Here is a 26,967-nt window from a genome sequence, read left to right as displayed (position 1 = left end):
GCGGCGCGTCGGCCTGCGTCGGCGTAGCGGCATCGCCCTCGGCACGGCCACCCTCGCGGTCCTGTGCGGACTGGCGGCGCGACGCCACCAGATTGCGCAGGCCACGGCGCAGGCCCTTGCGGCGCGGCGCGCCGTCGGTGCCATTGCCCGCGTCGGGCGCAGCGCCGGTATCGCCCGGCGCGTCCGGTTGCCGGACGTCTTGCTCAGCGGAATCAGACAAAGTATTCACTATCGATGTTGCGTGTTATTCAGTTGGACACGCGTTCGTCGTCCTCAGCAGGATGCGGCGCGTTGCCGTCCCGGACCGAATCGTCGGCCGCTTCCGGGGAGGAAGCAGCTGTGTCCACGTGGAAACCGTTGGCGTGGGCCAGCGGCGCGTCGTCGTCCTGGCCGCCATCGGCGGGCCACTGCGCAACGCTGTTGTCTTGCGGGTGCGGCGTGTCGTTCTGTTCGGTATTGGCGCCGTGGGCTTCCGTCTCCACCGGCTCCCCATGGTCGCCCTCCGCCGCGGCCACGACCTCCGCTTCCACCACCTCGGTAGCGGTCTCGACGGACTGGGGCTCGGCAAAGGCCTCTTCGTCGCCAGCCGGCGGGTTGGCCGTGGCAACTTCCTCAAAATCTATCGCCTGCTGGTCCAGCAGGGCAGCCTGGACCTGGGCCTGGGCATCCTCGAGCGGCGGCAGCTCATCCAGCGTGCGCAGCCCCAGATCGTCCAGAAACGCCTTGGTCGTGGCGTAGAGCGCGGGCCGCCCCGGCACGTCCCGGTGGCCGATCACCTCGATCCAGCTGCGATCCTCGAGCTTCTTGATCACGTCCGTGCTGACCGTCACGCCGCGGATTTCCTCGATATCGCCGCGCGTTACGGGCTGGCGATAGGCGATGATGGCAAGAGTCTCCATCACGGCGCGCGAATACTTGGGCGGCTTTTCCGGGTTGAGCCGGTCGAGGAACTCACGCATCTCGGGTCGGCTCTGGAAACGCCAGCCGCTGGCCAGGGCCACGAGTTCCACACCGCGTTGCTGCCAGTCCTGTCGCAATTCGTCCAACAGGACGCGGATGGTGTCGGCGCCGACATCGTCGGCGAAAAGACGGCGCAGATCGTTGACGCGCAGGGGCTCCTGCGCACAAATCAGCGCGGTCTCGAGGACGATCTTCGCCTCTTGGGTATTCATGTGATTGTGTGCAGCCTGTCTTTGCACCTGCTCCCGGACGAATCCCGGAGCACTGGAGATTTCGGATACAGCGGTACCGATGCCACCGCCATCTCATTGCGCAGCCAACTCGCAGCCTGTCGCAGCCCAGGCAGCCAAGCGGTGCACTTCGTTCTTTTGCATCGATTTGCCGGGTCGTTCCGGCAGGAGATCGTCCGAATCCGGCTGGCTTCGCCGGGAGTCGAACCTCTTGCGTCGCGCTCTCGCCTTTACCCTCGCAGGCGGAACCCTTCCCCTTGGAGCGGACATTCGCCAGGACAATCAGATTGCCAAGGCGGCAAGAAAAAACGGATATCGGCCCGGACAAGCTTCGTCCTGCGCCTGCGCCACCACTCCACAAGGCCGCCCGGCCTCTTAAACCAGATCTTTTGAACCGGATGAACTGTGGGGACGGATCCGGCAAGCCAATGCTGCCTCGGACCCATGGACACGCATCCCAGATCAGGGATGCCGGCCCGGCGACGCCAGGGAATTACATGGCGCGATACCGTGGTTCTCGCGATTGTATGGCATTCCCGGCCCCGTCCGCAACCCGCCCGCTGCCCGGCGTGGCAAATGGCACGAACCCGGATGGGCTGCCCCCCGCTCGGAATTGCCTCAGAACACCACGCAAAACCCATGCGCCGCCAGGGTCTCCGGCAGCCAGACCGCCCGCGCCACGCCCACCATGCCGAAGCCGATGATCAGCACCCCCGCCACGGCCCGGACCACCGGCCGGCGCGACAAATGGCGCACATACCCCGAAAGCCCCGAAATCGCCAGCAGGTTTGGCAGCGTTCCCAGCCCGAAGGCGAACAGCACCAGCGCGCCGGACACCGCATTGCCGGCCAGCAGCGCCATCGCGAGTGCCCCATAGACCATCCCGCACGGCACGATTCCCCAGGCGAGCCCCAAGCCGAAGCGCCTCATGAGCGGCGTATGTCGGGCGAGGCCGGCGGGCAGCCTGATACCGAGCGCGCCCATGCGACCCACTACCCCCTGGGCCACGCGCACCGCGAGCGCCTCCAGGCGCGCCGCGCGCATGCTGCGCCCACGCAACAGCCAAAAGCCCGACGTCACCAGCATCGCCCCGCCTGCGCCATAGAGCCATCGCTGCACGGGCAGATAGTCCTGCTTCCATACGGTGGCGCCTACGGCACCCATGACGGCCCCCAACAATGCGTAGGTGGTCAGGCGCCCGGCGTGCATCGCCAGTAGTTCGACAAGCCAGCCGCGCGGCGAGCGATGGATCGTCACTGGCACGCGCACTGCCGCGCGCTGCTCGGCGGCCATCGCTATGCCGCCGCACATTGCGGCACAGTGGACGCCACCAAACAACGCAACGATAAAAACACTGAAAAGCACACCAAATGGCAACGGTCCCTCGCTTCCGCGTCACTTCACGCGGTAAAATTGACTTGTCGCGCCCCTGCTGCAATGCGCATCACCAAGAGCCCTCAATTGCTTACCTCCATTCCCGTCACCGAGATCTCGCCCCGCTGCTCCACGTGCGGGATGGGTCAGCTTTGTCTGCCGGTAGGCATGTCGCAGCAGGACCTCCTGAAGATGGACACGCTCGTGCAGGAACGCGTGCGCGTGCACAAGGGCGAAACGCTGTATCGCATGGGCGATCCGCTTACCGCCGTCTATGCCGTGCGCTTCGGCACGCTCAAGACGCACGTGACGCTCGAGGATGGCCGCTCGCAGATCACCGGCTTCCATCTGCCCGGCGAGATCGTCGGCCTGGATGGCCTTGGCGAAATGCAGCATGCCTCCGATGCCACGGCCCTCGAGGACGCCGAAGTCTGCGTCGTACGCTTCAGCGAGCTGCAGGCGCTGTCGGGTGACCTGCCCTCGCTGCAAACCCAGTTCCTGCGCTTGATGAGCAAGGAAATCTCGCAGGACCAGGTCATGCTGATGACACTGGGCTCGATGCGCGCCGAGGAGCGGCTCGCCGCGTTCCTCGTCAATCTTTCCGAGCGCCTGTCGGCGCGTGGCTACTCGTCTAGCGAGTTCGTGCTGCGCATGAGCCGCGAGGAGATCGGCAGCTATCTGGGCCTGAAACTGGAGACCGTCAGCCGCCTGTTCTCCCGTTTTGCCGAGGCGGGCCTGATCCAGATCCGCCAGCGCCACGTCAAGCTCATCGACATGGCCGGCATCAAGCAGATCTACAACCGATCCTGCTGAGGCCACCTTGCCGGCGGTGGTGCGCGGGCTACTCGAGTTCATCGGTATCGCTGAGCGGCGTGGGCATGGTGTAGAGCGTCAAGCCGCTCGACAAGGCGCAGAACAGCCACGCCAACAGGAATCCCACGGTGTAGATCGCTTCGCGCGACGCGTCGACCGGATGACCGAAGAAGTTCAGGTCACTGGGATCCACAATCGAGAACACCGTTGCCGTGGCCACGCCGCCGATCAGAAACGCTGGCCACATCACCCACATCAGCCAGCGCAGTCTCATGGCCGCCTCGCCGTGTCATTGACATGGGCGTCGGCGCGTGCGGCGGACCCATCCAGCTTTTCCACCACCAGCCCATGCCGCGCAGCATTGCGCACCGGCACGTCGGTGTGGGTATTGGCGAGCCAGATCGTCACGCCACAGCCGATCATCGCCAGCAGCGGGCCACTCATCAACAACCACGGCCACGGTTCCTTCCACCACGGCTTGATTTGTTGCGCTGTCATTGCCTACTCCTTGCGTCGATAGTTTCCTGGATGACCCGCACTACAGGCCGCGCGGCACGATGAAGCTGGTCGCTTCCTGGATCTGCGCGCGTTCCCGCGCATCGTCCACGCCCTCCCCCGTGACCGTGATGCGGATCTTGTGCGTACCCTCTGGCGCGTCGTCGATAGGGATACGGATACGCACGGGCAACAAGCGGTTCGACGTGGGCGCCAGTGTTTCCGCCGACTTGTCGTACTCGATGGTCAGCCCTTGCAGCGCCGCGCTCGTCGCCTGCACCCGGACGCGCATCGGAGCCTCGGTGGTATTGATCAGTTGCAGCCGGTACACGTTCTCGATCCATCGACCTTCGACCTCGCGGCCCAGGGCACCACGATCGCGAATGACATCGACCTTGAGCGGCGCGCGCATCGCCAGCGACCCGATAAAGCCCCCCACCAGCACCGACCAGATCACCGCGTAGATGATCGTCCGCGTGCGGAACAGCCGCCTGCGCGCCGCCACCGCCGACAGGCTCTTGCGCATTGCGTTCTCGGAGGTGTAGCGGATCAGGCCGCGCGGATAGGCCATCTTGTCCATGACCTGGTTACAGGCGTCGATGCAAGCTCCGCAACCGATGCACTCGTATTGCAATCCGTCGCGGATGTCGATCCCGGTCGGGCAGACCTGCACACAGATGCTGCAATTGACACAATCGCCAATGCCGGCGGCCTGCCGGTCTGTCTTGCGCGATCGGCTGCCGCGCGGCTCGCCACGACCTACGTCATAGGTCACCACGAAGGTATCGCGGTCGACCATCACGCTCTGAAAGCGCGCGTACGGGCACATGTACTTGCACACCTGTTCGCGCATGAAACCCGCGTTGCCCCAGGTGGCGAACGCATAGAACAGCATCCAGAACGACTGCCATGGCCCCAGCGAGAAATCAACCACCTGCCCGCCCAGCTCGCGGATCGGCGAAAAGTAGCCGACAAAGGTGAAGCCGGTCCACAGGGCGATCACCACCCAGAGCGCGTGCTTGGTCGCCTTGAGCCGCAGCTTGCGCAGGCTCCACGGGTCGCCGTCCAGCCGGATGCGGGCGATGCGGTCGCCTTCCACGCGCCGCTCGATCCACATGAAGATCTCGGTGTAGACGGTCTGTGGGCACGCGTAGCCGCAGAATAGCCGGCCCGCAATGGCGGTGAACAGGAACAGCGCCAGGGCCGAGATGACGAGCAGGACCGCGAGGTAAATCACGTCCTGCGGCCACAGCACGAGGCCGAAGATATAGAACTTGCGGGCGCCGAGGTCGAACAACACCGCCTGCCGGTTGTTCCATTGCAGCCACGGCGTGCCGTAGTAGACCAGCTGGGTGAGGATGACGAGCCAGACGCGCCAGCTCGAGAAGGCGCCCGTGACCGAGCGCGGATAGATCTTGCGCCGGACCTCGTAGAGCGTCTCTTCAGAAGATTCAGCCGATTGGGCGGGCTGGGCAGGCTGCCCGGATCGAGGCGCGGCTGCCGGGCGCCATGGCGGGCTGTTGTCCGGCCGTGAGGGCTCCGGCGTGGCGGCGTCGTCCGCCACGGGCTGTGCAGCGTTGGGGGGCGCGTTCATCTGGTGTTCCTCGCGCCCCGGCAGGCGGCTTGCCGCCCTGCCCGGGGGCTGTTGATCATTGTCCGGCCGCTCCTGTGTTGGAGAGACCCCACACATAGGCCGTTAGCATGCGGATACGCTCGGGCGTCAGGATTTCCTCGTGCGCGGGCATGTGGCCGTTGTGGCCCTTCAGGATCGCCTCGACGATGGCATTTTCCGAGCTGCCGTAGAGCCAGACGCTGTCCGACAGGTTCGGCGCGCCAAGCGCCTGGTTCCCCTTGCCGCTTGCCCCATGGCAGGCTGCGCACGTGGTCTTGAAGGTGCCTTCTCCCCGCGACGCACGGATCGGATCGGACGCCAGGCCCGAAAGCGAGCGCACATACTGGGCCGTGTCCCCGGCGAGTTTGGCGTCGATGGTACCGGCGAACGGCGGCATCATGCCGTTGCGGCCCTTGGCGATCGTCTGACGGATCGTGTCAGGGTCGCCGCCATAGAGCCAGTCGTTATCGGCCAGGTTCGGGAAACCGCGGCTGCCGCGCGCGTCGGAGCCATGGCACTGCGCGCAGTAATTCAGGAACAGGCGCTGGCCGATCTCGCGAGCCTCGGGGTCGGCTGCGACCTTCGTGACGTCCATCGCCATGTACTTCCCGTAGATCTCGTTCTGAATCTTCTCGGCGGCCTGGCGATGCGCAGCCAGTTCGCCCTGCGAGGAGAAGCCCAGCACGCCTGCGTAGGAACCCAGGCCCGGATACAGAACCAGATAGCCCAGGCTGAAAATGCAGGCCAGCAGGAACATCCACATCCACCAGCGCGGCAGCGGATTGTTCAGTTCGCGCAGGTCACCGTCCCAGACATGGCCGGTATCCTCGGTCACAACCTGGCTTTTGGGCACCCGGCGCTGCGAGAACAGCAGCCACACGCACCACGCGATGCCGACCAGCGAGATGGCCGTGATGTAGTAACTCCAGTAATCGGAAATGAAATCGCTCATGGCTGTGGGTTCCGGCTTGTCGTTATCGTGGTCTCGTCGGGCAACGCGAAAGGCAACATGGCCGACTCCTCGTTGGCGGCCTGGCGACGCGTCGACCAGGCCCACCAGCAGATGGCGAGGAAAGCCAGCATCGACAGCACGGTGGCAGCGGAAGTCAGGATAGCCATGGCGTTTACTCCTTCGGGGCGGTGGCCGCCGTGGTGGCGTCCACGCGCACATTGCGGCGGTTCAGGCCGAGGCCTTGCAGGTACGCCACCATCGCGTCCTCTTCGGTCTTGCCGGCGAGTTCCTCGGGGGCGTGGGCGATTTGCTCCTCGGTGTACGGCACGCCCAGTCGCTGCAGCGCGCGCATCCGCGCCTGGATATCATCAGTCGGCAGCGTAGCCTTCTCGAGCCACGGGTACGACGGCATCACCGATTCCGGCACCACATCGCGCGGATTGCGCAGGTGGATGCGCTGCCAGTCATCCGAATACCGCCCGCCCACGCGGGCGAGATCCGGCCCGGTACGCTTGGAGCCCCAGAGGAACGGATGGTCATACACCGACTCGCCGGCCGTCGAGAAATGGCCATAGCGCTCGGTCTCGGCCTGCAGCGTGCGCACCTGCTGCGAATGGCAGCCGACGCAACCCTCGCGGATATAGATGTCGCGGCCCATCAGGCGCAGCGGCGAATACGGCACGATGCCCGCATCGGGCTTGGTCGTGGAATGCTGGAAGAACAGCGGCACAATCTGCACCAGGCCCGCAATGCTCACCACGATGATCGTGGCGATGATCAGCCAGCCGACGTTCTTCTCAAGCGTTTCGTGGGTGAAGAATCCTTGTTTTTGTGACATCTCAGCAATCCTCGGCGGTCAATGTGCGGAAGCCTGCAGGCTGACCGGAATCGGCGCGTCCGTGGCGGGCTTGCCGACAATCGTACGCACCACGTTGTAGGCCATGACCAGCATGCCGGTCAGGAAGCACAGGCCACCGAGCAGGCGGATCAGGTAGAACGGGTACTTCGCCTTGACCGCCTCCACGAATGCGTAGGTCAGCGTGCCGTCCGGCTGCGTGGCGCGCCACATCAGCCCTTCCATCACGCCGGCGATCCACATCGAGGCGATGTAGAGCACCACGCCAATCGTCGCAATCCAGAAGTGCCACTCGATCAGCTTGACGCTGAACATCTCCTTCTGCCCGAACAGGCGCGGAAACAGGTAGTACAACGAGCCGATCGAAATCATCGCGACCCAGCCCAGCGCACCCGAGTGGACATGGCCGATCGTCCAGTCCGTGTAGTGCGACAGCGAATTCACGGTCTTGATGGACATCATCGAACCTTCAAACGTGGCCATGCCGTAGAACGACAGCGCCACCACCATGAACTTGAGGATCGGGTCCGTGCGGAGCTTGTGCCAGGCACCGGACATGGTCATGATCCCGTTGATCATCCCGCCCCAGGACGGCGCGAGCAGGATCAGGGAGAACACCATGCCGAGCGACTGCGCCCAGTCCGGCAGCGACGTGTACTGCAGATGGTGGGGGCCAGCCCACATATAGGTAAAGTTCAATGCCCAGAAGTGGACAATGGAGAGCCGGTACGAGTAGATCGGCCGCTCGGCCTGCTTCGGGATGAAGTAGTACATCATCCCAAGGAAGCTGGTGGTCAGGAAGAAGCCCACGGCGTTATGGCCGTACCACCACTGGATCATCGCGTCCTGCACGCCCGCATAGGCGGAGTACGACTTCCACATCGACGCCGGCATCTCGATGTTGTTCACGATATGCAGGATGGCGATAGTCAGGATGTACGCGCCGAAGAACCAGTTGGCCACATAGATATGGCGCGTCTTGCGCTTGATGATGGTGCCGAAGAACACCACCGCGTAGGCGACCCAGACCAGGGTGATCAGGATGTCGATCGGCCACTCGAGTTCCGCATATTCCTTGGAAGTCGTGATACCGAGCGGCAGCGTGATGGCCGCCGCCACGATGACGATCTGCCAGCCCCAGAACGTGAACGCCGCCAGCGGCCCGCAGAACAGGCGCGCCTGGCAGGTACGCTGCACGACGTAGTACGACGTGGCAAACAGCGCGCTGCCGCCGAAGGCGAAGATCACCGCGTTGGTGTGCAGCGGCCTCAGGCGCCCGAAGGACAGCCACGGGGTGTTGAAATTAAGATCCGGCCAGATCAATTGCGCCGCCAGTAGAACGCCGACGGCCATGCCGACGATCCCCCAGACCACGGTCATCACGGCAAATTGCCGCACGACGCCGTAGTTAAAGGTGTCGACGCGTGGAGACGCGGTAGAGACATCCATTCAGACCCCCAAATACAGAAGTAAAGATCGTTTAACCCTGGTGTTGGTGTGACTTTAGAAAGCCGCCGCCACCCGCGTGTTGATCCCGGTCAAGTCGCAATTCAACGAAAGGAACTGTTGCGGCCGCGCGCCACCATGGCTCGTAAAAAGCTTGCAATTCATGGCTTGTCGTTATCGAGCAGGATGGCTTCGCCGGGCCGGTCAAGGTCGTCGTACTGCCCCGCGTTAAGCGCCCACCAGAGCGCGCCGGCGATCAGCGCCACAAGCACCAGGCTCATCGGCACGAGCAGGTAAAGGGTTTCCATGGTCAGCGCTCCTCGCGTGATGTCGGGTGCGGCACAAGTGTCTTATTAGGTACATGCAGCAGGCGCCAGGCATTGGCGACGACAAGCAGCGACGATGCAGACATGCCAATGCCTGCCATCCAGGCCGTGACCAGCCCGGTGGCGGCCAGCGGTATGGCCACGATGTTGTAGAGGAAAGCCCAGCCGAGGTTCTGGCGCACCACGCGGCGCGTACGGCGCGCTGCGGCAATGGCGCTGGCAATCTCGGCCACGCCCCCATGCGTGAGAACCGCGTCGGCGCCGGCCTGGGCCAGCGGCGCGCCGCTCCCGATCGCGATGGAGACCTGCGCCTGTGCCAGCACTGGGGCATCATTGATGCCGTCGCCCACGGCCAGGACCACGGCGCCGTCGCGTTGCAGCGCGGCCACATAAGCGCGTTTGCCCTCGGGCGTCACGGCGCCCTGCGCAGTTTCCATGCCGAAATAGTCCGCCCACCAGCGCACCGCCTCGACGTTGTCGCCAGATATCAGATGGGTGCGGACGCCAAGCAGATCGAGCGCGTCGAGCAGCGCCGGGGTCTGCGCACGCGCGACGTCGGACAGGCAAAACCGCGCCAGCAGGCCCTCGGAAGCCCCTAACCAGACCTCGGTGGCGCCGCGATGGGGGTTGCCGGAGGCGCCGATGACCGCGTCATCGCCGACCCAGACGCCAGCTTCCAGCGCCAGCGCAGCCGCGAAGTCGCGCCGGCCAAGCCGCATGCGCCGCCCGTCGATAAAGGCTTCGACACCCTGCCCCGGCGCGTTGTGCAAATCGTCCACTGAAGGCTGCACCAGCCCGGACGATGACGCGCAGGCATCGCGGAACGCCCGGGCTATCGGATGCTCCCCGCCCTGCTCCATCGCCGCGGCAATCGCCAGACAGGCGTCCGCTTCGAGGCGGCCGGTGGCCTCTGTCAGTACCACTGCGAAGCGTCCCTCGGTCAGCGTGCCCGTCTTGTCGAGCACGATATCGGTAACGCGTGCGAGGGTTTCGATGGCGTGAGACCGCGTCAGCAGCACGCCGCGCCGCGACAGCGACGCTCCGGCCGCCGCCAGCGCTGCAGGGGTAGCCAGCGACAGGGCGCAAGGACAGCTCACCACGAGCACTGCCACCGTCACCAACAGCGCGCGCGATGGATCGATCCAGCCAGCCCAGACGACGCCGGTTACCGCCGCCATTGCAAGCAGCGCGCCGACAAACCAGCCCGCGACGCGGTCGGCCAGTAGCGCCAGCCGTGGCTTTTCCACGAGGGCACGATCCAGCACCGCCACGATCTCGGCCAGTCGCGTATTGGCGCCGATGCGTCCCACGCGCACCTCGAGCGGGCTAGCCGTGTTGAAACACCCGGCGAGCACGGCGTCGCCGATACTCCGTCGCACCGGGCGGGCCTCGCCGGTCAGCATTGATTCGTCGAGCTCACTGATGCCTGCCAGCACCACACCGTCCACGGGCACGATTTCACCGGCCTTGACCCGGATGCGGTCGCCAGCGCCAAGGCGAGCCACTGGCACACGCTCGACGGTTCCCCCCTCGGTCAGGCGCTCGCACGTGGCCGGCAACTGACGCGCCAGCATCTCGGCGCCGCTTCGGGACGCCTGACGCACGCGCAGCTCCAGATATCGCGCCAGCAGCAGGAACGCCACGAACATCGTCACGGAGTCGAAGTACACCTCTCCCACGCCACGCACCGTGGCAACTGCGCTGGCCAGGAAGCCGGCGGCCACGCCGATGGCCACGGGCACGTCCATGCCCATCGCGCGTTGCCGCAGGCTGCGCCAGGCGCCGGCAAAGATCGGGGAAGCGGAATAGAAAACGACTGGAAGCGTCAGCGCGAAGCTGGCCCAGCGCATCAGTTGCAGCTGGCCAGGATCGATCGTGGCTTCATGCGTGTAGATCGGCCACGCGTACATCATGACCTGCATCATGCCGAGCATCGCCACGGCCATCCGCATCAACAGCCCGCGCCGCTCGCGGCGGTCCTGGCGGTCGCTGCGGGACACCTCGAACGGCCACGCCATATAGCCGATGTCCGCCAGCGCGCCGAGCAAGGCAGACACGGATTGTTGCGATTCGCGCCAGCGCACCACCACGCGGCGCGTTGCCACGTTGGCCACCGCCAGTTCCACACCCGGCAGTTGGCCCAGGCGCTGCTCGATCAGCCACGCGCAGGCCGCGCAGCGGATACCTTCAGGCGCCAGGGTGACTTCGGCCTTGCCATCGCCAAGCGGGCGGACGAACTGCTGGCGTAGCTCGGGCGTATCGTAGGCGGCCCAGACCGGCTCGGCTTCCCGGCGCGCAGTGGCGTCAAGGGGCCGCGAGAAACGCGAGGTGTCGCCATACAAATGACCGAACCCCGCCGCGTGGAGCGTCTGCGCCAATGCCTGGCAGCCGCCGCAGCAGAAGCTGCGCGCGCTGCCTTCGACATCGGCAATGAATGCCGGCTCAGCCGGCGTCAGCAGTTGGCCGCAGTGAAAGCAATGGCCGTCTACGTGCGTGGAATTCGATCGGGATGGCGAAGCGCCCGCCATCGTGGGTGCCGGAGGCGTCGCGGGAAACCCGCGCCGGACGGCGGATGGCGGTGATAACGTTGCCGCGGTCGCCGGCAGCGCCCCGGGGGGGCCACCAGCCGGCACGAGTGAGGGTGTAGGTAGGGACGGGGACGGCATGGTGCGCTTTTAATACCCACGGATAGTAGGTAGCACGCACACCATACGCCTTGATACAGATCAAATAGGTCGGATTCGTACCTGTCCGACAACAGCTTGCGGCTCCCCCCGCGCGGCCCGCTTCAGCTTGGGTCAGGTCAGCGAAGTGTCCATGGTCCGTCGCTCGGACTCCAGGTACTCCCGCGACTGCATTTCGATGATCCGCGACACCGTGCGATGAAACTCGCCGGCCATCTGGCCTTCGGTATACAACTCGTCGGCGGGCACCTCGGCGGACATCAGCAGCTTGACCTTGTGGTCGTAGAACACGTCGATCAGCCAGGTGAATCGGCGAGCCTCCGACGACATCCGCGGCGTCATCTTCGGCACATCGGACAGGATCACCGTATGGAATTCCGACGCCAGTTCCAGATAGTCGTTTTGCGAGCGCGGGCCGCCGCAGAGTGTGGCGAAGTCAAACCAGACCACGCCATTCGCCTTGCGCAGCGCTTTGAGTTCACGGTGCTCGATATGGAGGATCGGCGATTCGTCGGCCGTGCCGGCAATACCCACGAAGGCATCGCGCAGGGCCGCGCTGGCTTCCCGGTTCAGCGGCGTGTGGTACGCCTCCACCTGCTCCAGGGCGCGCTTGCGGTAGTCGATGCCTGCGTCCACGTTGAGCACATCGAGCTTCTCCTGGAGGAGGTCGATCGCAGGCAGCACCCGTTCGCGGTGCAGGCCATCCGGATAGAGCAGATCCGGGCGATAGTTCGACGTCATCACAAACTGGACGCCGTTTGCGAACATCTGGTCCAGCAGGCGGTGCAGCATCATGGCGTCCGCCACGTCGCTGACGTGGAACTCGTCGAAGCAGATCAGCCGGTATTTGCGTGCGATGCGCTTGGCCAGCTCGTCGAGGGGGTCGGGCCGACCTCGCAATTCCTCCAACTGGCGATGCACTTCGCGCATGAATTCGTGGAAATGGAGCCGCGTCTTGCGCACCACGGGCACGCAGGAATAGAAGCTGTCCATCAGGAATGACTTGCCGCGCCCCACCCCGCCCCACAGATAGACGCCCTTGGGCACCTCGGGGTGCACCAGCAGCTTCTTCAGCGCGTTGTTGCGCCGGTTCTTGTAGGCCACCCATTCGTCGTAGCACTGCTGCAGCCGTGCCACGGCGCGCAGTTGCGCCTCGTCCGACTGGTAGCCGCGCTGCTGCAGTTCTTTCTCGTAAAACTCGGTGACGTTCATGCTGGGTTCACGCTGGGGGCAACCGACGCGAGATGCGCGGGTGCTGCAAGTGAAAACGGCGCGCCGCTGGTTGCGGCGCGCCGGAGCTCACGCAATGGCAGGCATCAGCCTTACATGTTGAGCTGGCGCTTGTCCACGGCCAGCGCGGCTTCGCGCATGACTTCGGACATCGACGGGTGCGGATGGCAGACGCGACCGATATCTTCGCTGGCGGCCTTGAACTCCATGGCCACCACGGCTTCGGCGATCAGGTCCGACGCGTTGGCAGCCACAATGTGCACGCCCAGGATCTCGTCGGTCTTGGCATCGGCCAGCATCTTGACGAAGCCGTCCGAGGCGCCCATGCCCAGCGCACGACCGTTGGCCATGAACGGGAACTGGCCCGACTTGTACTGGCGGCCTTCGGCCTTCAGCTGCTGCTCGGTCTTGCCGACCCACGCGATTTCCGGGAAGGTGTAGATCACCCACGGAACCGTGTTGAAGTCGATGTGCGGCTTCTGGCCGACGATGCGCTCGGCCACGGCCACGCCTTCGTCTTCCGCCTTGTGGGCGAGCATCGGGCCACGCACCACGTCGCCGATGGCCCACAGGCCCGGCACCTTGGTCTGGCAGTGGTCGTCCACTTCGATGAAGCCGCGCGCGTCCACGCCCAGGCCCACCGCTTCCAGGTTCAGGTTGTCGGTGTTCGGCACGCGGCCGACGGACACGATCAGGCGGTCCACTTCCAGCGTCTGGGCCTTGCCGTCCTTGTCGTCATAGCTGACGGTGACGCTGTCCTTGCCGGTCTTGACCTCGTTGACCTTCACGCCGAGGCTGAACTGCAGGCCCTGCTTGGTCAGCAGCTTCTGCGCTTCCTTGGCCACGCCTTCGTCGGCAGCGCCCAGGAACGCAGGCAGCGCTTCCAGCACGGTCACTTCGGCACCCAGGCGGCGCCACACCGAGCCCAGTTCCAGGCCGATCACGCCGGCGCCAATCACGCCCAGCTTCTTCGGCACGGTCGGGAACTTCAGTGCGCCCTCGTTATCGCTGACGAGGTTGTTGTCCACGGTGATGCCCGGCAGGTGACGGGCCTTCGAGCCGGTAGCGATGATGACCTGCTTCGCGGTCACGACCTCACCGGCCACTTCCACCTGGAAGCCCTCGGCAGCCTTGCCAGCGAACTTGCCGTAGCCCTTGAGCAGCGTCACCTTGTTCTTGCGGAACAGGAACTCGATGCCCTTGGTCATCTTGCCGACGATGTCGTCCTTGCGCTTGAGCATCTTGGGCACGTCCACCTTGACATCACCCACGGTGATGCCGTGGTCGGCCAGGTGGTGCGAGGCGTTCTCGAACTCTTCCGAGGAAGCCAGCAGGGCCTTGGACGGGATGCAGCCCACGTTCAGGCAGGTGCCGCCCAGGCGCGGCTCGCCCTTGGGATCGTCATAGGCGTTGCCTTCGCAGCAGGCCACATTCAGGCCCAGCTGGGCTGCGCGGATGGCGGCGATGTAGCCGCCGGGGCCGGCGCCGATCACCAGCACGTCGAATTGTTTGCTCATGGAGTTTCCTTCTGGACGGCCTGCTCCCACCCGCCCGATTCAACGGGCGGCGGGGAGCGGGTGTCCTTCAATTCAGAGGGAGGAGACGGACGCTTACAGGTCCAGCAGCAGGCGGGCCGGATCTTCCAGCGCTTCCTTCATCGCCACCAGGCCCAGCACGGCCTCGCGACCATCGATGATCCGGTGGTCGTAGGACATGGCCAGGTAGTTCATCGGGCGAATCACGATCTGGCCGTCTTCCACCACGGCACGGTCCTTGGTGGCATGCACGCCCAGGATGGCCGATTGCGGCGGGTTGATAATCGGCGTCGACAGCATCGAACCGAACGTACCGCCGTTCGAGATCGAGAACGTCCCGCCCGTCAGCTCTTCCAGCGACAGCTTGCCGTCACGGGCCTTGGCGCCGAACTCGGCGATCTTCTTCTCGATGTCGGCCAGGCTCATCTGGTCGGCGTTGCGCAGAATCGGCACCACCAGGCCACGCGGCGAACCCACTGCGATACCGATGTCGAAGTAGCCGTGGTAGACGATGTCGTTGCCATCCACCGAGGCGTTGATGATCGGGTACTTCTTCAGGGCGTGTACGGCAGCCTTGACGAAGAACGACATGAAGCCCAGCTTCACGCCGTGTTCCTTCTCGAAGCGGTCCTTGTACTTGTTGCGCAGGTCCATCACCGGCTTCATGTTCACCTCGTTGAACGTGGTGAGGATGGCGTTGGTGGACTGCGACTGCACCAGGCGCTCGGCGATACGGGCGCGCAGGCGGCTCATCGGCACGCGTTCTTCCGGGCGGTCGCCCAGCGCGGCGAAGTCCACCTGGGCGGACACCTGCTGCAGGGCCGGCTTGGCCGGAGCCGGTGCCGGGGCGGCCTTGGCGGCCGGTGCGGGTGCCGAGCCGGCGGCCAGCACGTCACCCTTGGTGATGCGGCCATCCTTGCCGGTGCCAGCAACCTGGCCGGCGGACAGGCCGCCTTCGGCCATCAGCTTGGCAGCCGACGGCATGGCGATGCCGCTGGCGCCGGTAGCGGCAGCGGGTGCCGGTGCGGCGGCGGCAGGTGCAGCGGCCGGAGCCGGGGCGGCGGCTGCCGGAGCGGCGGCGCCAGCGGTGGCTTCGGTATCAATCTTGGCGATCAGTTCATCGGCCACGACGGTATCGCCGTCGTTCTTGATGATCTGCGACAGCACGCCGGCGGCGGGGGCCGGCACTTCCAGCACGACCTTGTCGGTCTCGATCTCGATCAGGATCTCGTCCTGGGCAACGGCTTCGCCCGGCTTCTTCTTCCAGTTCAGCATGGTCGCTTCGGCGACCGATTCAGACAGTTGCGGAACCTTGACGTCAACAATAGCCATGGTGAGAAATTTTCCTCGATGTATGCGTGTATGTTCAAACAGGCCGAAGCCCGGCGCGCACCACTGCGCACCGGGCCGGCCGTCTTATTACTTGGTCAGCACAAAGCCCTTGAGCTTGGAGAACGCAGCGTCCAGCAGCGCCTTCTGTTGCTCGTTGTGCTTTGCGTAGTAGCCCACCGCCGGCGAAGCCGAGGCGGGACGACCGGCATAACCGAGCTTCTGGCCTTCCGTCATGTTTTCCATGATGTAGTGCTGCACGAAGAACCAGGCACCCTGGTTCTGCGGCTCGTCCTGGCACCACAGGATTTCGGTCACGCCCGGGTACTTCTTGAGCTCGGCGGCCACGGCCTTGTGCGGGAACGGGTACAGCTGTTCCAGGCGGATGATCGCCGTGTCGGTGGCACCGCGCTCCTTGCGGGTGTTGACCAGGTCGTAGTAGACCTTGCCCGAGCACATGATCACGCGCTTGACCTTGCTGGCGTTCAGTTCTTCGTGATCGGGGATAACCGTCTCGAAGTGACCCTTGGCCAGGTCGGACAGCGGCGACACCGCATCCTTGTTACGCAGCAGCGACTTCGGCGTCATGATCACCAGCGGCTTGCGGAACAGACGGATCATCTGGCGACGCAGCAGGTGGAAGATCTGTGCCGGCGTGGTCGGCTGCACAACCTGCATGTTGTGGTCCGCGCAAAGCTGCAGGAAACGCTCGATACGGGCCGAGCTGTGTTCCGGACCCTGGCCTTCGTAGCCGTGCGGCAGCATCATCGTCAGGCCCGAGGCGCGGCCCCACTTCACTTCACCCGACGAGATGAACTGGTCGATCACCACCTGGGCGCCGTTCACGAAGTCGCCGAACTGGGCTTCCCAGATCACCAGCGCGTTCGGTTCCGCGGTCGAGTAGCCGTATTCGAAGCCGAGCACGGCTTCTTCGGACAGCACCGAGTCGATCACGGTGAACGGGGCCTGGTTCTCGGACACGTTCTGCAGCGGCACGTAGCTGCCGGCATCCCAGCGCTCACGCGCCTGATCGTGCAGTACCGAGTGACGGTGCGTGAAGGTGCCACGGCCGGCATCCTGGCCGGTGATACGCACGTGATAGCCCGAGGCCACCAGCGATGCGAACGCCAGGTGCTCGCCCATGCCCCAGTCCAGCGGCTGGTCGCCACGGCCCATGTTGGCGCGGTCCTTGATGACCTTCTCCACCAGCGGGTGCAGCTTCAGGTGCTCGGGGATCGTCGTGATCCGCTCGGCCAGGCGCTTCAGCTCGGTCACCGGCACGGCGGTGTCGGCGGCGTCGGTCCACTTGCGGTTCAGGAACGGCATCCAGTCCACGGCGAACTTGTTCTTGAAGTTCGACAGGACCGGGTCCACCGTGTGCTTGCCCGCGTCCATCGCGGCACGGTATTCCTTGACCAGCTGGTCGCCGAAGTCGGCGGGCACCAGGTTCTGCGCGGCCAGCTTGTCGGCGTACAGCTTGCGCGTGCCCGGGTGTTGCGAGATCTTCTTGTACATCAGCGGCTGCGTCACAGCCGGCGTGTCCTGCTCGTTGTGGCCCAGCTTCCGGAAGCAGATGATGTCAACCACGACATCCTTCTTGAATTCCATGCGGAAGTCGGTGGCCAGCTGCATGGCGTACACCACGGCTTCGGGATCGTCGCCGTTCACGTGCAGCACCGGGGCCTCGATCATCTTGACCACGTCCGTGCAATACAGCGTGGAACGCGCGTCGCGCGGGTCAGACGTCGTGAAGCCGATCTGGTTGTTGATGACGATGTGCATGGTGCCGCCCGTGCCGTAGCCGCGGGTCTGCGCCAGGTTCAGCGTCTCCATGACCACGCCCTGGCCAGCGAAGGCGGCGTCGCCGTGCACCTGCACCGGCAGGACTTCCTTGTGACCGGCTTCGCCACGGCGTTCCTGGCGGGCCTTCGACGAACCCTCGACCACCGGGTTGACGATTTCCAGGTGCGACGGGTTGAACGCAAGCGACAGGTGAACCGGGCCGCCTTCGGTCGAGACATCGCTCGAAAAGCCCTTGTGGTACTTCACGTCGCCGGCAGGCAGGTCATCGACGTGCTTGCCTTCGAACTCGGCAAACAGGTCCGCCGGCATCTTGCCCAGCGTGTTGACCAGCACGTTCAGACGGCCACGGTGGGCCATGCCGATCACGATTTCCTGCACACCCTTCGAACCGGCGTGCTGGATCAGCTCGTCCATCGCGGCGATGAAGCTCTCGCCGCCTTCGAGCGAGAAGCGCTTCTGGCCGACGTACTTGGTGTGGAGGAAGCGCTCAAGGCCCTCGGACGCCGTCAGGCGGTCCAGGATGTGCTTCTTCTTTTCCAGCGTGAACACGGGCTTGGAACGCGTGGTTTCCAGGCGCTCCTGCCACCAGCGCTTCTGCGCCTGGTCGCTCACGTACATGAACTCGGCGCCGATGGTGCCGCAGTAGGTCTCGCGGAGGTTGTTGAGCAGCTCGCGCAAGCTCATCGACTCCTTGCCGAAATACGTGTTGCTGGCATTGAAGACGATGTCGAGGTCGGCCTCGGAGAAACCGTAGAACGCCGGATCCAGGTCAGGCAGGGGCGGACGCTCCTGGCGCTTCAGCGGATCGAGGTCGGCCCAGTGCGAACCGATGTTGCGGTAGGCGGCGATCAGCTGGGTCGCAGCAACGCGCTTGCGGCCCATGTCGGAATCGGCCGAGGCAACGATGGTCTTGATGGGGCCCTGCTTGGCGCGCTCGGCGAACGAGGCGACGATCGGTGCGTGGGGAATATCGCGGGAGTTGGAACCATCCACAGCCGGGACATTCTGCATCGCGTCGAAATACGCGCGCCAGTTGTCGGGAACCGAGCTGGGATTCTGGAGATAGGCCTCGTACAGCTCTTCCACATAGGGGGCGTTGCCGCCGAAGAGGTACGAATTGCTCTGATACTGCTGCATCATGGGGCGCTCACTATTCTCCGGGAATGCCGGAGTTAAGCGGGTTCATCAACCTTCCGCGACACGGCTTGACCGGTTAGCGGATTGCAAACAACTCTTGGGAGCCAGACAGCGCTACCTTGAACGAACGGCACCGCAAAGGTGCCGTCTGTCTTGGGTCTCACCGACAGCCCGAAAGGGCAAGTTGTGCGGGGAAGGACCTTAGTCTTCACTCGCAAAAGCATAGCACGTTTGCCCAACGACAGTGGGGACTTTTCGTGATGCAAAATCATGACCGTTGTCGGCAGACATCGGCGCCACGCCAGTCAGCCGGCCGGCTCGATCCGATCGACCGCGTCCGTGATCAGTCCGTCCAGCCCCCAGGACAATAGCTCGGCGGCCCGGGACTCGTCGTTCACCGTGTAGCACAACACTTGAAAACCCTCCGCATGGGCGCGGGCGATGACGGCTGCATCCAGTTCGCGATGGTTGGCGTCGAGCGCCACGCAGCCCAGCCGGCGCAGACGCTCGGGCCAGTCGGCGGGCAGCTTGTCGAGCAGCAGCGCGCGCGGCAGGCCGGGCGCAACCTGGCGCGCGGCGTCGAGCGCCTCCTCGGAAAACGACGAAAGCAGCGGCGGCACGTCGGCGCCCTGCCAAAGTGAAAGTGCGTCAATCGCCACTGCAGCACCCGTGCGCCATTCGGTACCCGGCACCGGTTTGATCTCGATATTGACGTGGAAACCATTGGCGCGTGTATAGCGGGCGATGGCTGCCAGCGTCGGCACCGGTTCGCCGGCATAGGCCGGGCTGTGCCAGCCGCCGGCGTCCAGCGCGGCCAGTTCGCCCAGCGTCAGCGCATCGACACGGCCCTTGCCCGACGTGGTGCGGTCCAGCGTCGCATCGTGCATCAACACCAGCTTGCCGTCGGCCGACAACTTCACATCGAACTCGAACATCCGGTAGCCGAACGACGCGCCGTGCCGGAACGCGGCCAGCGTATTCTCGGGCGCGAGCTTGCCGGCGCCCCGGTGCGCGATATGGCGCGGATACGGCCAGTTGGCCGCGTCGATCACAGGAAAATTGCCGCTTGGCGCACTCATGCCAACGCCTCGATACGCTTGCCCGACGTCGCATCGAAGAAGTGCAGATGATCGGCCGAAGCCGTCACCGGCAGCCGGTCGCCGGCGCGCACCGGCATGTGGCTGTCCAGCCGGACCACAATCGGCTGGCCACCCAGCGAACCATAGGCGAATGAGTCGGCACCCAGCGCCTCCACCACGCGCACATCAACGTGGGCGATGGCGTCATGGGCCGCGCAGGGCTCGATATGCTCGGGACGCAGCCCCATCAGCGCCTGCTCGGGCAGGTGCAGGCCCATCGGCAGATGGCCAAGCGTGGCCGGTGCGCCCTGCCCCTCGCCCGCACCATTCGCCTTCGGCACCACACGCATCTGCGCCTCGCCCTGGGCAGCGTTGGTGCGCACCACCGGCACCAGGTTCATCGGCGGCGAGCCGATAAAGCTGGCCACGAAGGTGCTGGCCGGACGCGAGTAAACCTCGAGCGGCGTGCCGATCTGCTCCACGCGGCCGCCGTTCAGCACCATCATGCGGTCGGCCAGCGTCATGGCCTCGACCTGATCGTGGGTGACGTACAGGCTGGTGGTGCCCAGGCGGCGATGCAGGTCCTTCAACTCGAGCCGCATCTGCACGCGCAGCTTGGCGTCAAGGTTGGACAGCGGCTCGTCGAACAGGAACACGGCCGGCTCGCGCACGATGGCGCGGCCCATCGCCACGCGCTGGCGCTGGCCACCCGAGAGCGCGCGCGGCTTGCGTTCGAGCAGCGCACCCAGCTCCAGAATGCCCGCCGCATGCTTCACGCGCTGGTCGATCTCGGCCTTGGACATGCCGCGGATGCGCAGCCCATAGGCCATGTTGTCGTACACGGTCATATGCGGGTAGAGCGCGTAGTTCTGGAACACCATCGCGATGTCCCGCTCGGCCGGCTCGAGGTTGTTGACCACCTTGTCGCCAATATGGACCTCGCCACCGGTGATGGTTTCCAGCCCGGCGACCATGCGCAGCAGCGTGGACTTGCCGCAGCCCGAGGGGCCGACGATGACGATGAACTCGCCATCGGCGATTTCCATGTCGATGCCGTGCACGACCTGCGTGCCGCCGGCGTAGGTTTTCTGAACGTTGCGAAGTGACAGTTTTGCCATGGCTTTCTCGTAATTCGCTTATTTTTTCGCTTACTTTTCCGTTTCGACCAGGCCCTTGACGAACCACCTCTGCATCAGCACCACCACCACGGCGGGCGGGATCATCGCCAGCATCACCGTGGCCATCACCAGATTCCAGTCCGTTGCGGCATCGCCCGAGCGCGAAATCATCTGCGTCACGCCAACCACCACCGGGGTCATCGATTTTTGCGTAGTAATCAGCAGCGGCCACAGGTACTGGTTCCAGCCATAGATGAACTGGATGACGAACAGCGCCGCGATGCTGGTGCGCGAAAGCGGCAGCACCACGTCCCAGAAGAAACGCAGCGGGCCGGCGCCATCGATGCGCGCAGCTTCGGCCAGCTCGTCCGGAATCGTCAGGAAGAACTGGCGGAACAGGAACGTGGCTGTGGCCGATGCGATGATCGGAATGGTCAGGCCGAAGTAGCTGTCCAGCAGGCCGAGGTCCGACACCACCTTGTAGGTCGGCAGGATCCGCACTTCCACAGGCAGCATCAGCGTGATGAAGATCAGCCAGAAGAAGGTCTTGCGCAGCGGAAATCGGAAATAAACGATGGCGAAGGCCGAGATGATCGAGATCGCGATCTTCCCGAGCGCGATACCCAGCGCCATGATCAGGCTGTTCTTCATCATGGTGGCGACCGGCGATGCGGCCTCCCCCACGCCCTGGAACAGCACGGTGCGAAAGTTCTCAATCAGGTGGCTTCCGGGGATCAGCGTCATGGGCGAATCGAGCACCTGTTCGGCCGTCAGCGTGGACGCCACGAAGGTCAGGTACACCGGAAACGCCACGACGACGATACCGAGGATCAGCACCACGTGGGTGATGACATCAAGAATTGGACGACGTTCTACCATTTTTGGGCGCCTTTCGTGTCAGTACTGGACCTTGCGTTCCACGAACCGGAACTGCACCACGGTCAGCGCAATGACGATCACCATCAGTACCACCGACTGCGCGGCCGAGCCGCCGATGTCCATGCCGCGGAAGCCGTCGTGGAACACCTTGTAGACGAGCGTGTTCGTCGAATTGAACGGGCCGCCATGTGTCACGGCATCGATGATGGCGAAGGTATCGAAGAATGCGTAGACCACGTTGATGACCAACAGGAAGAACGTGGTCGGCGAAAGTAGCGGAAATATGATGGACCAGAAGCGCTTCCACGGCCCGGCCCCGTCGATGGCGGCCGCCTCGATCAGCGAGCGCGGAATGCTTTGCAGCCCGGCCAGGAAGAACAGGAAGTTGTAGCTGATCTGCTTCCACGCCGCGGCCAGCACCACGAGCGTCAGCGCCTGGTTGCCATTAAGCAGGAAGTTCCAGTCCACACCGCCCTTGCGCAGCGCGTAAGACACCACGCCCAGCGTCGGGTTGAACATGAACATCCAGAGCACACCCGCCACGGCCGGCGCTACGGCATACGGCCAGATCAGCAGCGTCTTGTACCCGGTGGCCACGCGCACCACGCGGTCGGCGAAGTAGGCCAGCAGCAGCGCCACCGAGAGGCCGACCACCGTCACGCCAATGGCGAAGATGGCCGTGACCTCGAACGACTCCACATACTGCGGGTCTGCCCACAGCGTCCTGAAGTTATCGAGCCCCACGAATTCGAGATTGATGCCGAAGGCATCCTGCTGGAGCATCGACTGCCACAGCGCCTGGCCGGCCGGCCAGAAAAAGAAGATCATCGTGATGGCGATCTGCGGCAATACCAGCAGATACGGCAGCCACGGCGACCGGAAAACGACGCGTTTTTCCATCGTCAAGCCTTTTTATAACGCAAGCGGGCGACGGTTTCGCCGCCGCCCGCCTGCCGCACGTCTGGCGCCCGCCAGCCGGAACCGGTGATACCGGCCAGGCCGCGCGGGCGCCCCTGTCTTACTCTTTCGCGGTCTTCTGGAAGCGCTCAAGCAAGTCGTTGCCGCGGGCCACCGCCGTGTCCAGCGCGGCCTTCGGCTCCTTCTTGCCGGCCCAGACGGCTTCCAGTTCCTCGTCCACCACGGTACGGATCTGCACCAGGTTACCCAGGCGCACGCCGCGCGACTTGTCCGTGGTCTTCACGACCATTTGCTGCACGGACACATCGGCACCCGGGTTCTTGTCGTAATAACCCGATTTCTTGGTCAGATCGTAGGCCGCCATCGTCACCGGCAGGTAGCCGGTGGCCTGGTGCCAGTCGGACTGGATCTCAGGCTGCGACAGGAACGTGAAGAACTTGGCCACGCCCTTGTATTCCTCGGCCTTCTTGCCGCCCATCACCCACAGCGACGCGCCGCCGATGATCGTGTTCTGCGGGGCACCCTGCACGTCCGGGTAGTACGGCAGTTGCGACACCCCGAACTGGAACTTGGCGTTCTTGCGAATGTTGGCCAGCGATGCCGACGAGCCTGTGAACATCGCGCATTCGCCGTTGAAGAACTTGGCCTGCGACTCCGCCTTGCGGCCGCCGTAGCTGAAGTAGCCCTTCTTCACCATCTCCTGCAGATTGCTGATGTGCTTCACGTGCAGCGGGCTGTTGAAGACCAGACGGGCGTCGGTGCCGCCGAAGCCGTTGTTCTTCGAGGCGAACAGCGTGTTATGCCAGGCCGAGAAGCTTTCCAGGTGTACCCAGCCCTGCCAGTCGGTGGTATAGGCGCAGTTCGTGCCCGATGCCTTCAACTTGGCCGAATATTGCATCACTTCGGGCCAGGTCTTGGGCGGCTCGGACAGGCCCGCCTTCTTGAAGGCGTCCTTGTTGTAATAGAAGACAGTGGTCGAGCTGTTGAACGGGAACGACAGCATCTCGCCCTTCGACGAGGTGTAGTAGCCGGCCACGGCAGGGATGTAGGCCTTCTGGTCGAACTTTTCTCCCGCGTCCTTCATCACCGTGGATACCGGCTTGATGGCGCCCTTGGCGCTCATCATCGTGGCGGTGCCCACTTCGAACACCTGGAGGATCGCCGGCGCGCCGCCCGCGCGGAACGCGGCGATGCCGGCCGCCATGGTTTCGTCGTAGTTGCCCTTGTTAACAGGCACGATCTTGTATTCGGTCTGGCTCGCGTTGAACTTGTTGGCGATCTCGTTGACCTTGTCGTTCAGCGCGCCCTGCATGGCGTGCCACCACTGGATCTCCACCGCGGCGTGGGCGGTGCCGGCCATGGCCAGGGCGGCGACGGCAGCGAATTTCAAGGCGGTGCGTGGAAAGGACATGGACTTCTCTCCTGAGGCTGTTATCAGTCGGGCAAATGGGCAAGAAACGCGAAAAAGCGACCGACTGTATGCATTTTTTGTGACAGCGGCATGTTACGCCCGTCGCACCTCGCCGCAAACCGGGCAAACCCGCCTTGCGGTGCGAATATTGCTGCATTTTGACGACACATTGATGTCACACAATCGGCTGTGCCGCGCCGGGGGACGTTTGCGTACAATTCTCGCCCATGAGCACGATGAAACCCTTCGCCACCTTGCCGGACGCCGCCCTGCGCCGCGTACGCGGCATCCTGACCGACATCGACGGCACCCTGACGACCGATGGACGACTGCCAGCCCCCACCTATCTCGCACTGGACCGGCTGGCCCGGGCCGGGCTACATGTCGTACCCGTTACAGGGCGCTGCATTGCGTGGGCTGAGATCCTCGTCCGGCTCTGGCCGGTCGATGCCATCATCGGCGAAAATGGCGCCTTCTTCTCACATTTGCGCGATAACAAGCTGATCACGCGCTTCCTCGACGATGCGCAGACACGCGCCAGCAATCTTAAGAAGATCCACGCACTTGGCGAGCGGATCTTGCGGGAAGTGCCGGGCTGCGCGCTGGCATCGGATCAGGCATGGCACGCGGCGGATCTTGCCATCGACCATGCCGAGGACGTGGCACCCCTGCCCCAGCCGGCGGTGGACCGGATTGCCGCGCTGATGCGCGAGGCCGGCATGACGGCCACGGTCAGCTCGATCCATGTGAACGGCTGGTTCGGCGACCATGACAAGCTATCAATGAGCCGGCTTTGCGTGCAGGAGCTGCTGGGGGATGACGTCGACGCCGCGCGCGACGAATGGCTGTTCATTGGCGATTCGGCCAATGATGCGGCGATGTTCGGCCACTTCCCGTTGTCGGTGGGCGTGGCGAACGTGCGGGAGATTCTGGATCAGTTGCCGGTGGCGCCGGCCTACGTCACGGAGGCAGCCGGCGGTGAAGGCTTCGCCGAGATGGCGGAGCGCCTGTTGGCGGTACGCGGCAACGGCTGAGACTGTTCTTGCTTCTCTCCTCCCCGCAGCGGGAGAGGAGAGAGACGTCTCAACTGCGGGACATCAATCGAATCCCAGCTCCTGCAACTTGCGGGTAATCGTATTCCGTCCAATCCCAAGCCGGGTGGCCGCTTCCACGCGACGCCCGCGTGTGACGCCCAGCGCGGCTTCGAGCACAGCTTTCTCGAAGCGCCGCGTCAGCACATCCATGACCTCGGGTTGGCCGGCTTCCAGCATCGACTTGGCCTCGCCGGCCAGCAGCGATTCCCAGCTCGCGGATACCGCATTGCCTGCGAAGGCCGGTGCGGACGCCATGCCTGGCGCCGTGGCGGTCATCGGCGGACGTGTGGCGACCATCGTGTCGCCCTCGCCTGCCGGCGTGCCCATGCCGTAGTCCGACGTCTCGATCGCGTCATAGTCGCCACCCGCCATGCGCGGCTCGCCACCCGGCGCGCGCATCGACGAACCGGTACTTTCCGCCTGGGACGTGCCGATCATCTCGCGTGGCATATCCTTGACTTCGATGGTCTGCGCCGGCGCCATCACGGTCAGCCAGTTGCACAGGTTCTCAAGCTGTCTCACGTTGCCCGGGAACGGTAGCGTGCTGACGTAGGCCAGCGCCTCGTCGGACATGCGCTTGGGTTCCACGCCAAGCTCCTTGGCACTCTTCTGCAGGAAATGGCGCGCCAGCAGCGTGATGTCCTCGGGCCGCTCGCGCAGCGGCGGCAGCCGCAGACGAATGACGTTCAGGCGGTGGAACAAGTCCTCACGGAACAGCCCCTCCTTCACGCGCGTCTCGAGGTTCTGGTGCGTGGCCGCGATCACGCGCACATTGGCGCGCAACGGGTTGTGGCCACCCACGCGATAGAAGTTGCCGTCCGACAGCACGCGCAACAGCCGCGTTTGCAGATCGAATGGCATATCGCCGATTTCGTCGAGGAACAGCGTGCCGCCCTCGGCTTGCTCGAAGCGGCCGCGCCGCATCGTCTGCGCACCCGTGAACGCGCCGCGCTCGTGGCCGAACAGCTCGGATTCCAGCAGGTCCTTCGGAATCGCCGCCGTGTTGAGCGCGATAAATGGCCCGTTGGCGCGCGGGCTGTGCTTGTGCAGGGCCCGGGCGACGAGCTCCTTGCCGGTACCGGACTCGCCGGTAATCATCACCGTCACGTTCGACTGCGACAGGCGGCCGATGGCGCGGAACACGTCCTGCATCGCCGGCGCCTGGCCGAGGATCTCGGGCGCGTCGACTAGCCGATCGTCCATTTCCTCCTCGCGCAGGCTCTCTTCGAGCGCGCGCCGGATCAGTTCGACGGCCTTGTCAACATCGAATGGCTTGGCCAGGTATTCGAAGGCGCCACCCTGGAAGGCCGCCACGGCGCTGTCCAGATCGGAATACGCGGTCATCACGATGACCGGCAGGCCGGGGTGCCGCGCCTTGATGGCCTGCAGCAGGTCCAGGCCCGAGCCGCCAGGCATGCGGATATCGGAAATCAGGACCTGTGGCTCGTCATCCTCCAGCGCCGCGAGCACGTCGCGGACATTGGTAAAACTGCGAGAGAGCAGGCTTTCACGGGCAAGGGCCTTCTCGAGGACCCAGCGGATTGATTGATCGTCGTCGACTATCCAGATCGGCTTCATGTGCGTCGCTTGTCTGCTCGGTGTCATGTGGTCTCCCGTTGTCCCGCCATATTCCCACTCAGGCAGGTCCCGCACCGCTCGCACATCCTGGCCGGTCAGAAGGCGTGG

The 26,967-nt window shown here is 64.5% G+C and carries 23 protein-coding genes and 1 pseudogene; 2 read left to right on the top strand and 22 right to left on the bottom strand.

What is annotated here, in order from left to right; genetic code table 11:
• The 3 genes and pseudogenes from KHO18_RS22020 to KHO18_RS22010 all read right to left on the bottom strand — a co-directional run.
• Positions 1-220 (bottom strand): annotated as a pseudogene (locus KHO18_RS22020) (23S rRNA pseudouridylate synthase B); the annotation flags it as partial.
• 28 nt (positions 221-248) lie between these two features.
• Positions 249-1,172, bottom strand: coding sequence for an SMC-Scp complex subunit ScpB (gene scpB, locus KHO18_RS22015; RefSeq protein ID WP_144200778.1), 924 nt, complete (start codon positions 1,170-1,172; stop codon positions 249-251).
• A gap of 636 nt (positions 1,173-1,808) precedes the next feature.
• Positions 1,809-2,567, bottom strand: coding sequence for a sulfite exporter TauE/SafE family protein (locus tag KHO18_RS22010; RefSeq protein ID WP_144200780.1), 759 nt, complete (start codon positions 2,565-2,567; stop codon positions 1,809-1,811).
• Positions 2,568-2,651: 84 nt separating this feature from the next.
• Between KHO18_RS22010 and fnr the strand changes: the two genes are divergently transcribed.
• Entirely contained in the window at positions 2,652-3,377 is a 726-nt protein-coding gene (gene fnr, locus KHO18_RS22005) for a fumarate/nitrate reduction transcriptional regulator Fnr (protein ID WP_144200782.1), read from the top strand.
• A gap of 28 nt (positions 3,378-3,405) precedes the next feature.
• Here fnr and KHO18_RS22000 read toward each other — a convergent pair whose 3' ends face one another.
• From KHO18_RS22000 to ugpB, 18 genes are all read right to left on the bottom strand, one after another.
• Positions 3,406-3,651 carry a hypothetical protein gene (locus KHO18_RS22000; protein ID WP_144200784.1) on the bottom strand — a complete coding sequence of 82 codons (246 nt, stop codon included), beginning with the start codon at positions 3,649-3,651 and terminating at the stop codon, positions 3,406-3,408.
• Complete coding sequence (locus tag KHO18_RS21995) at positions 3,648-3,875, bottom strand: hypothetical protein (RefSeq protein WP_144200786.1); 228 nt, start codon at positions 3,873-3,875, stop codon at positions 3,648-3,650. Before KHO18_RS21995 ends, KHO18_RS22000 begins: the two co-directional genes overlap by 4 nt.
• Positions 3,876-3,915: 40 nt before the next feature.
• Positions 3,916-5,466 carry a cytochrome c oxidase accessory protein CcoG gene (gene ccoG, locus KHO18_RS21990; RefSeq protein WP_211943904.1) on the bottom strand — a complete coding sequence of 517 codons (1,551 nt, stop codon included), beginning with the start codon at positions 5,464-5,466 and terminating at the stop codon, positions 3,916-3,918.
• 55 nt (positions 5,467-5,521) lie between these two features.
• Positions 5,522-6,436 (bottom strand): cytochrome-c oxidase, cbb3-type subunit III, encoded by a 915-nt coding sequence (gene ccoP / locus KHO18_RS21985; RefSeq protein WP_144200790.1) that lies wholly within the window; start codon positions 6,434-6,436, stop codon positions 5,522-5,524.
• Positions 6,433-6,603, bottom strand: coding sequence for a cbb3-type cytochrome oxidase subunit 3 (locus tag KHO18_RS21980; RefSeq protein ID WP_144200792.1), 171 nt, complete (start codon positions 6,601-6,603; stop codon positions 6,433-6,435). Before KHO18_RS21980 ends, ccoP begins: the two co-directional genes overlap by 4 nt.
• A 5-nt stretch (positions 6,604-6,608) precedes the next feature.
• Entirely contained in the window at positions 6,609-7,274 is a 666-nt protein-coding gene (ccoO, locus tag KHO18_RS21975; RefSeq protein ID WP_144200794.1) for a cytochrome-c oxidase, cbb3-type subunit II, read from the bottom strand.
• 18 nt (positions 7,275-7,292) lie between these two features.
• Complete coding sequence (gene ccoN / locus KHO18_RS21970; protein WP_144200796.1) at positions 7,293-8,741, bottom strand: cytochrome-c oxidase, cbb3-type subunit I; 1,449 nt, start codon at positions 8,739-8,741, stop codon at positions 7,293-7,295.
• Positions 8,742-8,899: 158 nt separating this feature from the next.
• Positions 8,900-9,046, bottom strand: coding sequence for a cbb3-type cytochrome oxidase assembly protein CcoS (gene ccoS / locus KHO18_RS21965; protein ID WP_092289615.1), 147 nt, complete (start codon positions 9,044-9,046; stop codon positions 8,900-8,902).
• Positions 9,047-9,048: 2 nt separating this feature from the next.
• A complete protein-coding gene (locus tag KHO18_RS21960) occupies positions 9,049-11,592 on the bottom strand; it encodes a heavy metal translocating P-type ATPase (RefSeq protein ID WP_144200798.1) in 2,544 nt (847 codons plus the stop codon).
• Between the two features lie 270 nt (positions 11,593-11,862).
• A complete protein-coding gene (gene zapE, locus KHO18_RS21955; protein ID WP_144200799.1) occupies positions 11,863-12,960 on the bottom strand; it encodes a cell division protein ZapE in 1,098 nt (365 codons plus the stop codon).
• A 110-nt stretch (positions 12,961-13,070) separates the two neighbouring features.
• Positions 13,071-14,495 (bottom strand): dihydrolipoyl dehydrogenase, encoded by a 1,425-nt coding sequence (lpdA, locus tag KHO18_RS21950; RefSeq protein ID WP_144200801.1) that lies wholly within the window; start codon positions 14,493-14,495, stop codon positions 13,071-13,073.
• Between the two features lie 93 nt (positions 14,496-14,588).
• Complete coding sequence (gene odhB, locus KHO18_RS21945) at positions 14,589-15,845, bottom strand: 2-oxoglutarate dehydrogenase complex dihydrolipoyllysine-residue succinyltransferase (protein WP_092289624.1); 1,257 nt, start codon at positions 15,843-15,845, stop codon at positions 14,589-14,591.
• Between the two features lie 87 nt (positions 15,846-15,932).
• Positions 15,933-18,785, bottom strand: coding sequence for a 2-oxoglutarate dehydrogenase E1 component (locus KHO18_RS21940; RefSeq protein WP_211943903.1), 2,853 nt, complete (start codon positions 18,783-18,785; stop codon positions 15,933-15,935).
• 302 nt (positions 18,786-19,087) lie between these two features.
• Positions 19,088-19,861, bottom strand: coding sequence for a glycerophosphodiester phosphodiesterase (gene ugpQ, locus KHO18_RS21935; RefSeq protein ID WP_211943902.1), 774 nt, complete (start codon positions 19,859-19,861; stop codon positions 19,088-19,090).
• Positions 19,858-20,979, bottom strand: coding sequence for a sn-glycerol-3-phosphate import ATP-binding protein UgpC (locus KHO18_RS21930; protein WP_211943901.1), 1,122 nt, complete (start codon positions 20,977-20,979; stop codon positions 19,858-19,860). The genes ugpQ and KHO18_RS21930 overlap by 4 nt, the downstream gene beginning before the upstream one ends.
• 30 nt (positions 20,980-21,009) lie before the next feature.
• Positions 21,010-21,858, bottom strand: a complete 849-nt coding sequence (ugpE, locus tag KHO18_RS21925; protein WP_144200811.1) for a sn-glycerol-3-phosphate ABC transporter permease UgpE — start codon at positions 21,856-21,858, stop codon at positions 21,010-21,012.
• Between the two features lie 18 nt (positions 21,859-21,876).
• The gene (gene ugpA / locus KHO18_RS21920; RefSeq protein WP_144200813.1) at positions 21,877-22,758 is read right to left on the bottom strand and encodes a sn-glycerol-3-phosphate ABC transporter permease UgpA; all 882 of its coding nucleotides are present in this window, start codon (positions 22,756-22,758) and stop codon (positions 21,877-21,879) included.
• 118 nt (positions 22,759-22,876) lie between these two features.
• The gene (gene ugpB / locus KHO18_RS21915; RefSeq protein WP_144200816.1) at positions 22,877-24,187 is read right to left on the bottom strand and encodes a sn-glycerol-3-phosphate ABC transporter substrate-binding protein UgpB; all 1,311 of its coding nucleotides are present in this window, start codon (positions 24,185-24,187) and stop codon (positions 22,877-22,879) included.
• Positions 24,188-24,423: 236 nt separating this feature from the next.
• On the opposite strand from ugpB, the gene KHO18_RS21910 reads away from it, so the two are divergent.
• A complete protein-coding gene (locus KHO18_RS21910; protein WP_144200915.1) occupies positions 24,424-25,221 on the top strand; it encodes an HAD-IIB family hydrolase in 798 nt (265 codons plus the stop codon).
• Between the two features lie 63 nt (positions 25,222-25,284).
• On the opposite strand, the gene ntrC is transcribed toward KHO18_RS21910, so the two are convergent.
• Positions 25,285-26,859, bottom strand: a complete 1,575-nt coding sequence (gene ntrC / locus KHO18_RS21905) for a nitrogen regulation protein NR(I) (protein WP_144200818.1) — start codon at positions 26,857-26,859, stop codon at positions 25,285-25,287.
• Positions 26,860-26,967 lie beyond the last annotated feature (108 nt).

This window comes from Cupriavidus campinensis (assembly GCF_905397395.1).
In the GTDB taxonomy this organism is placed as follows: Bacteria; Pseudomonadota; Gammaproteobacteria; order Burkholderiales; family Burkholderiaceae; genus Cupriavidus; species Cupriavidus campinensis.
Note: the sequence above shows the minus strand (reverse complement) of the source record. Positions and strands in the feature narration are given on the sequence as shown.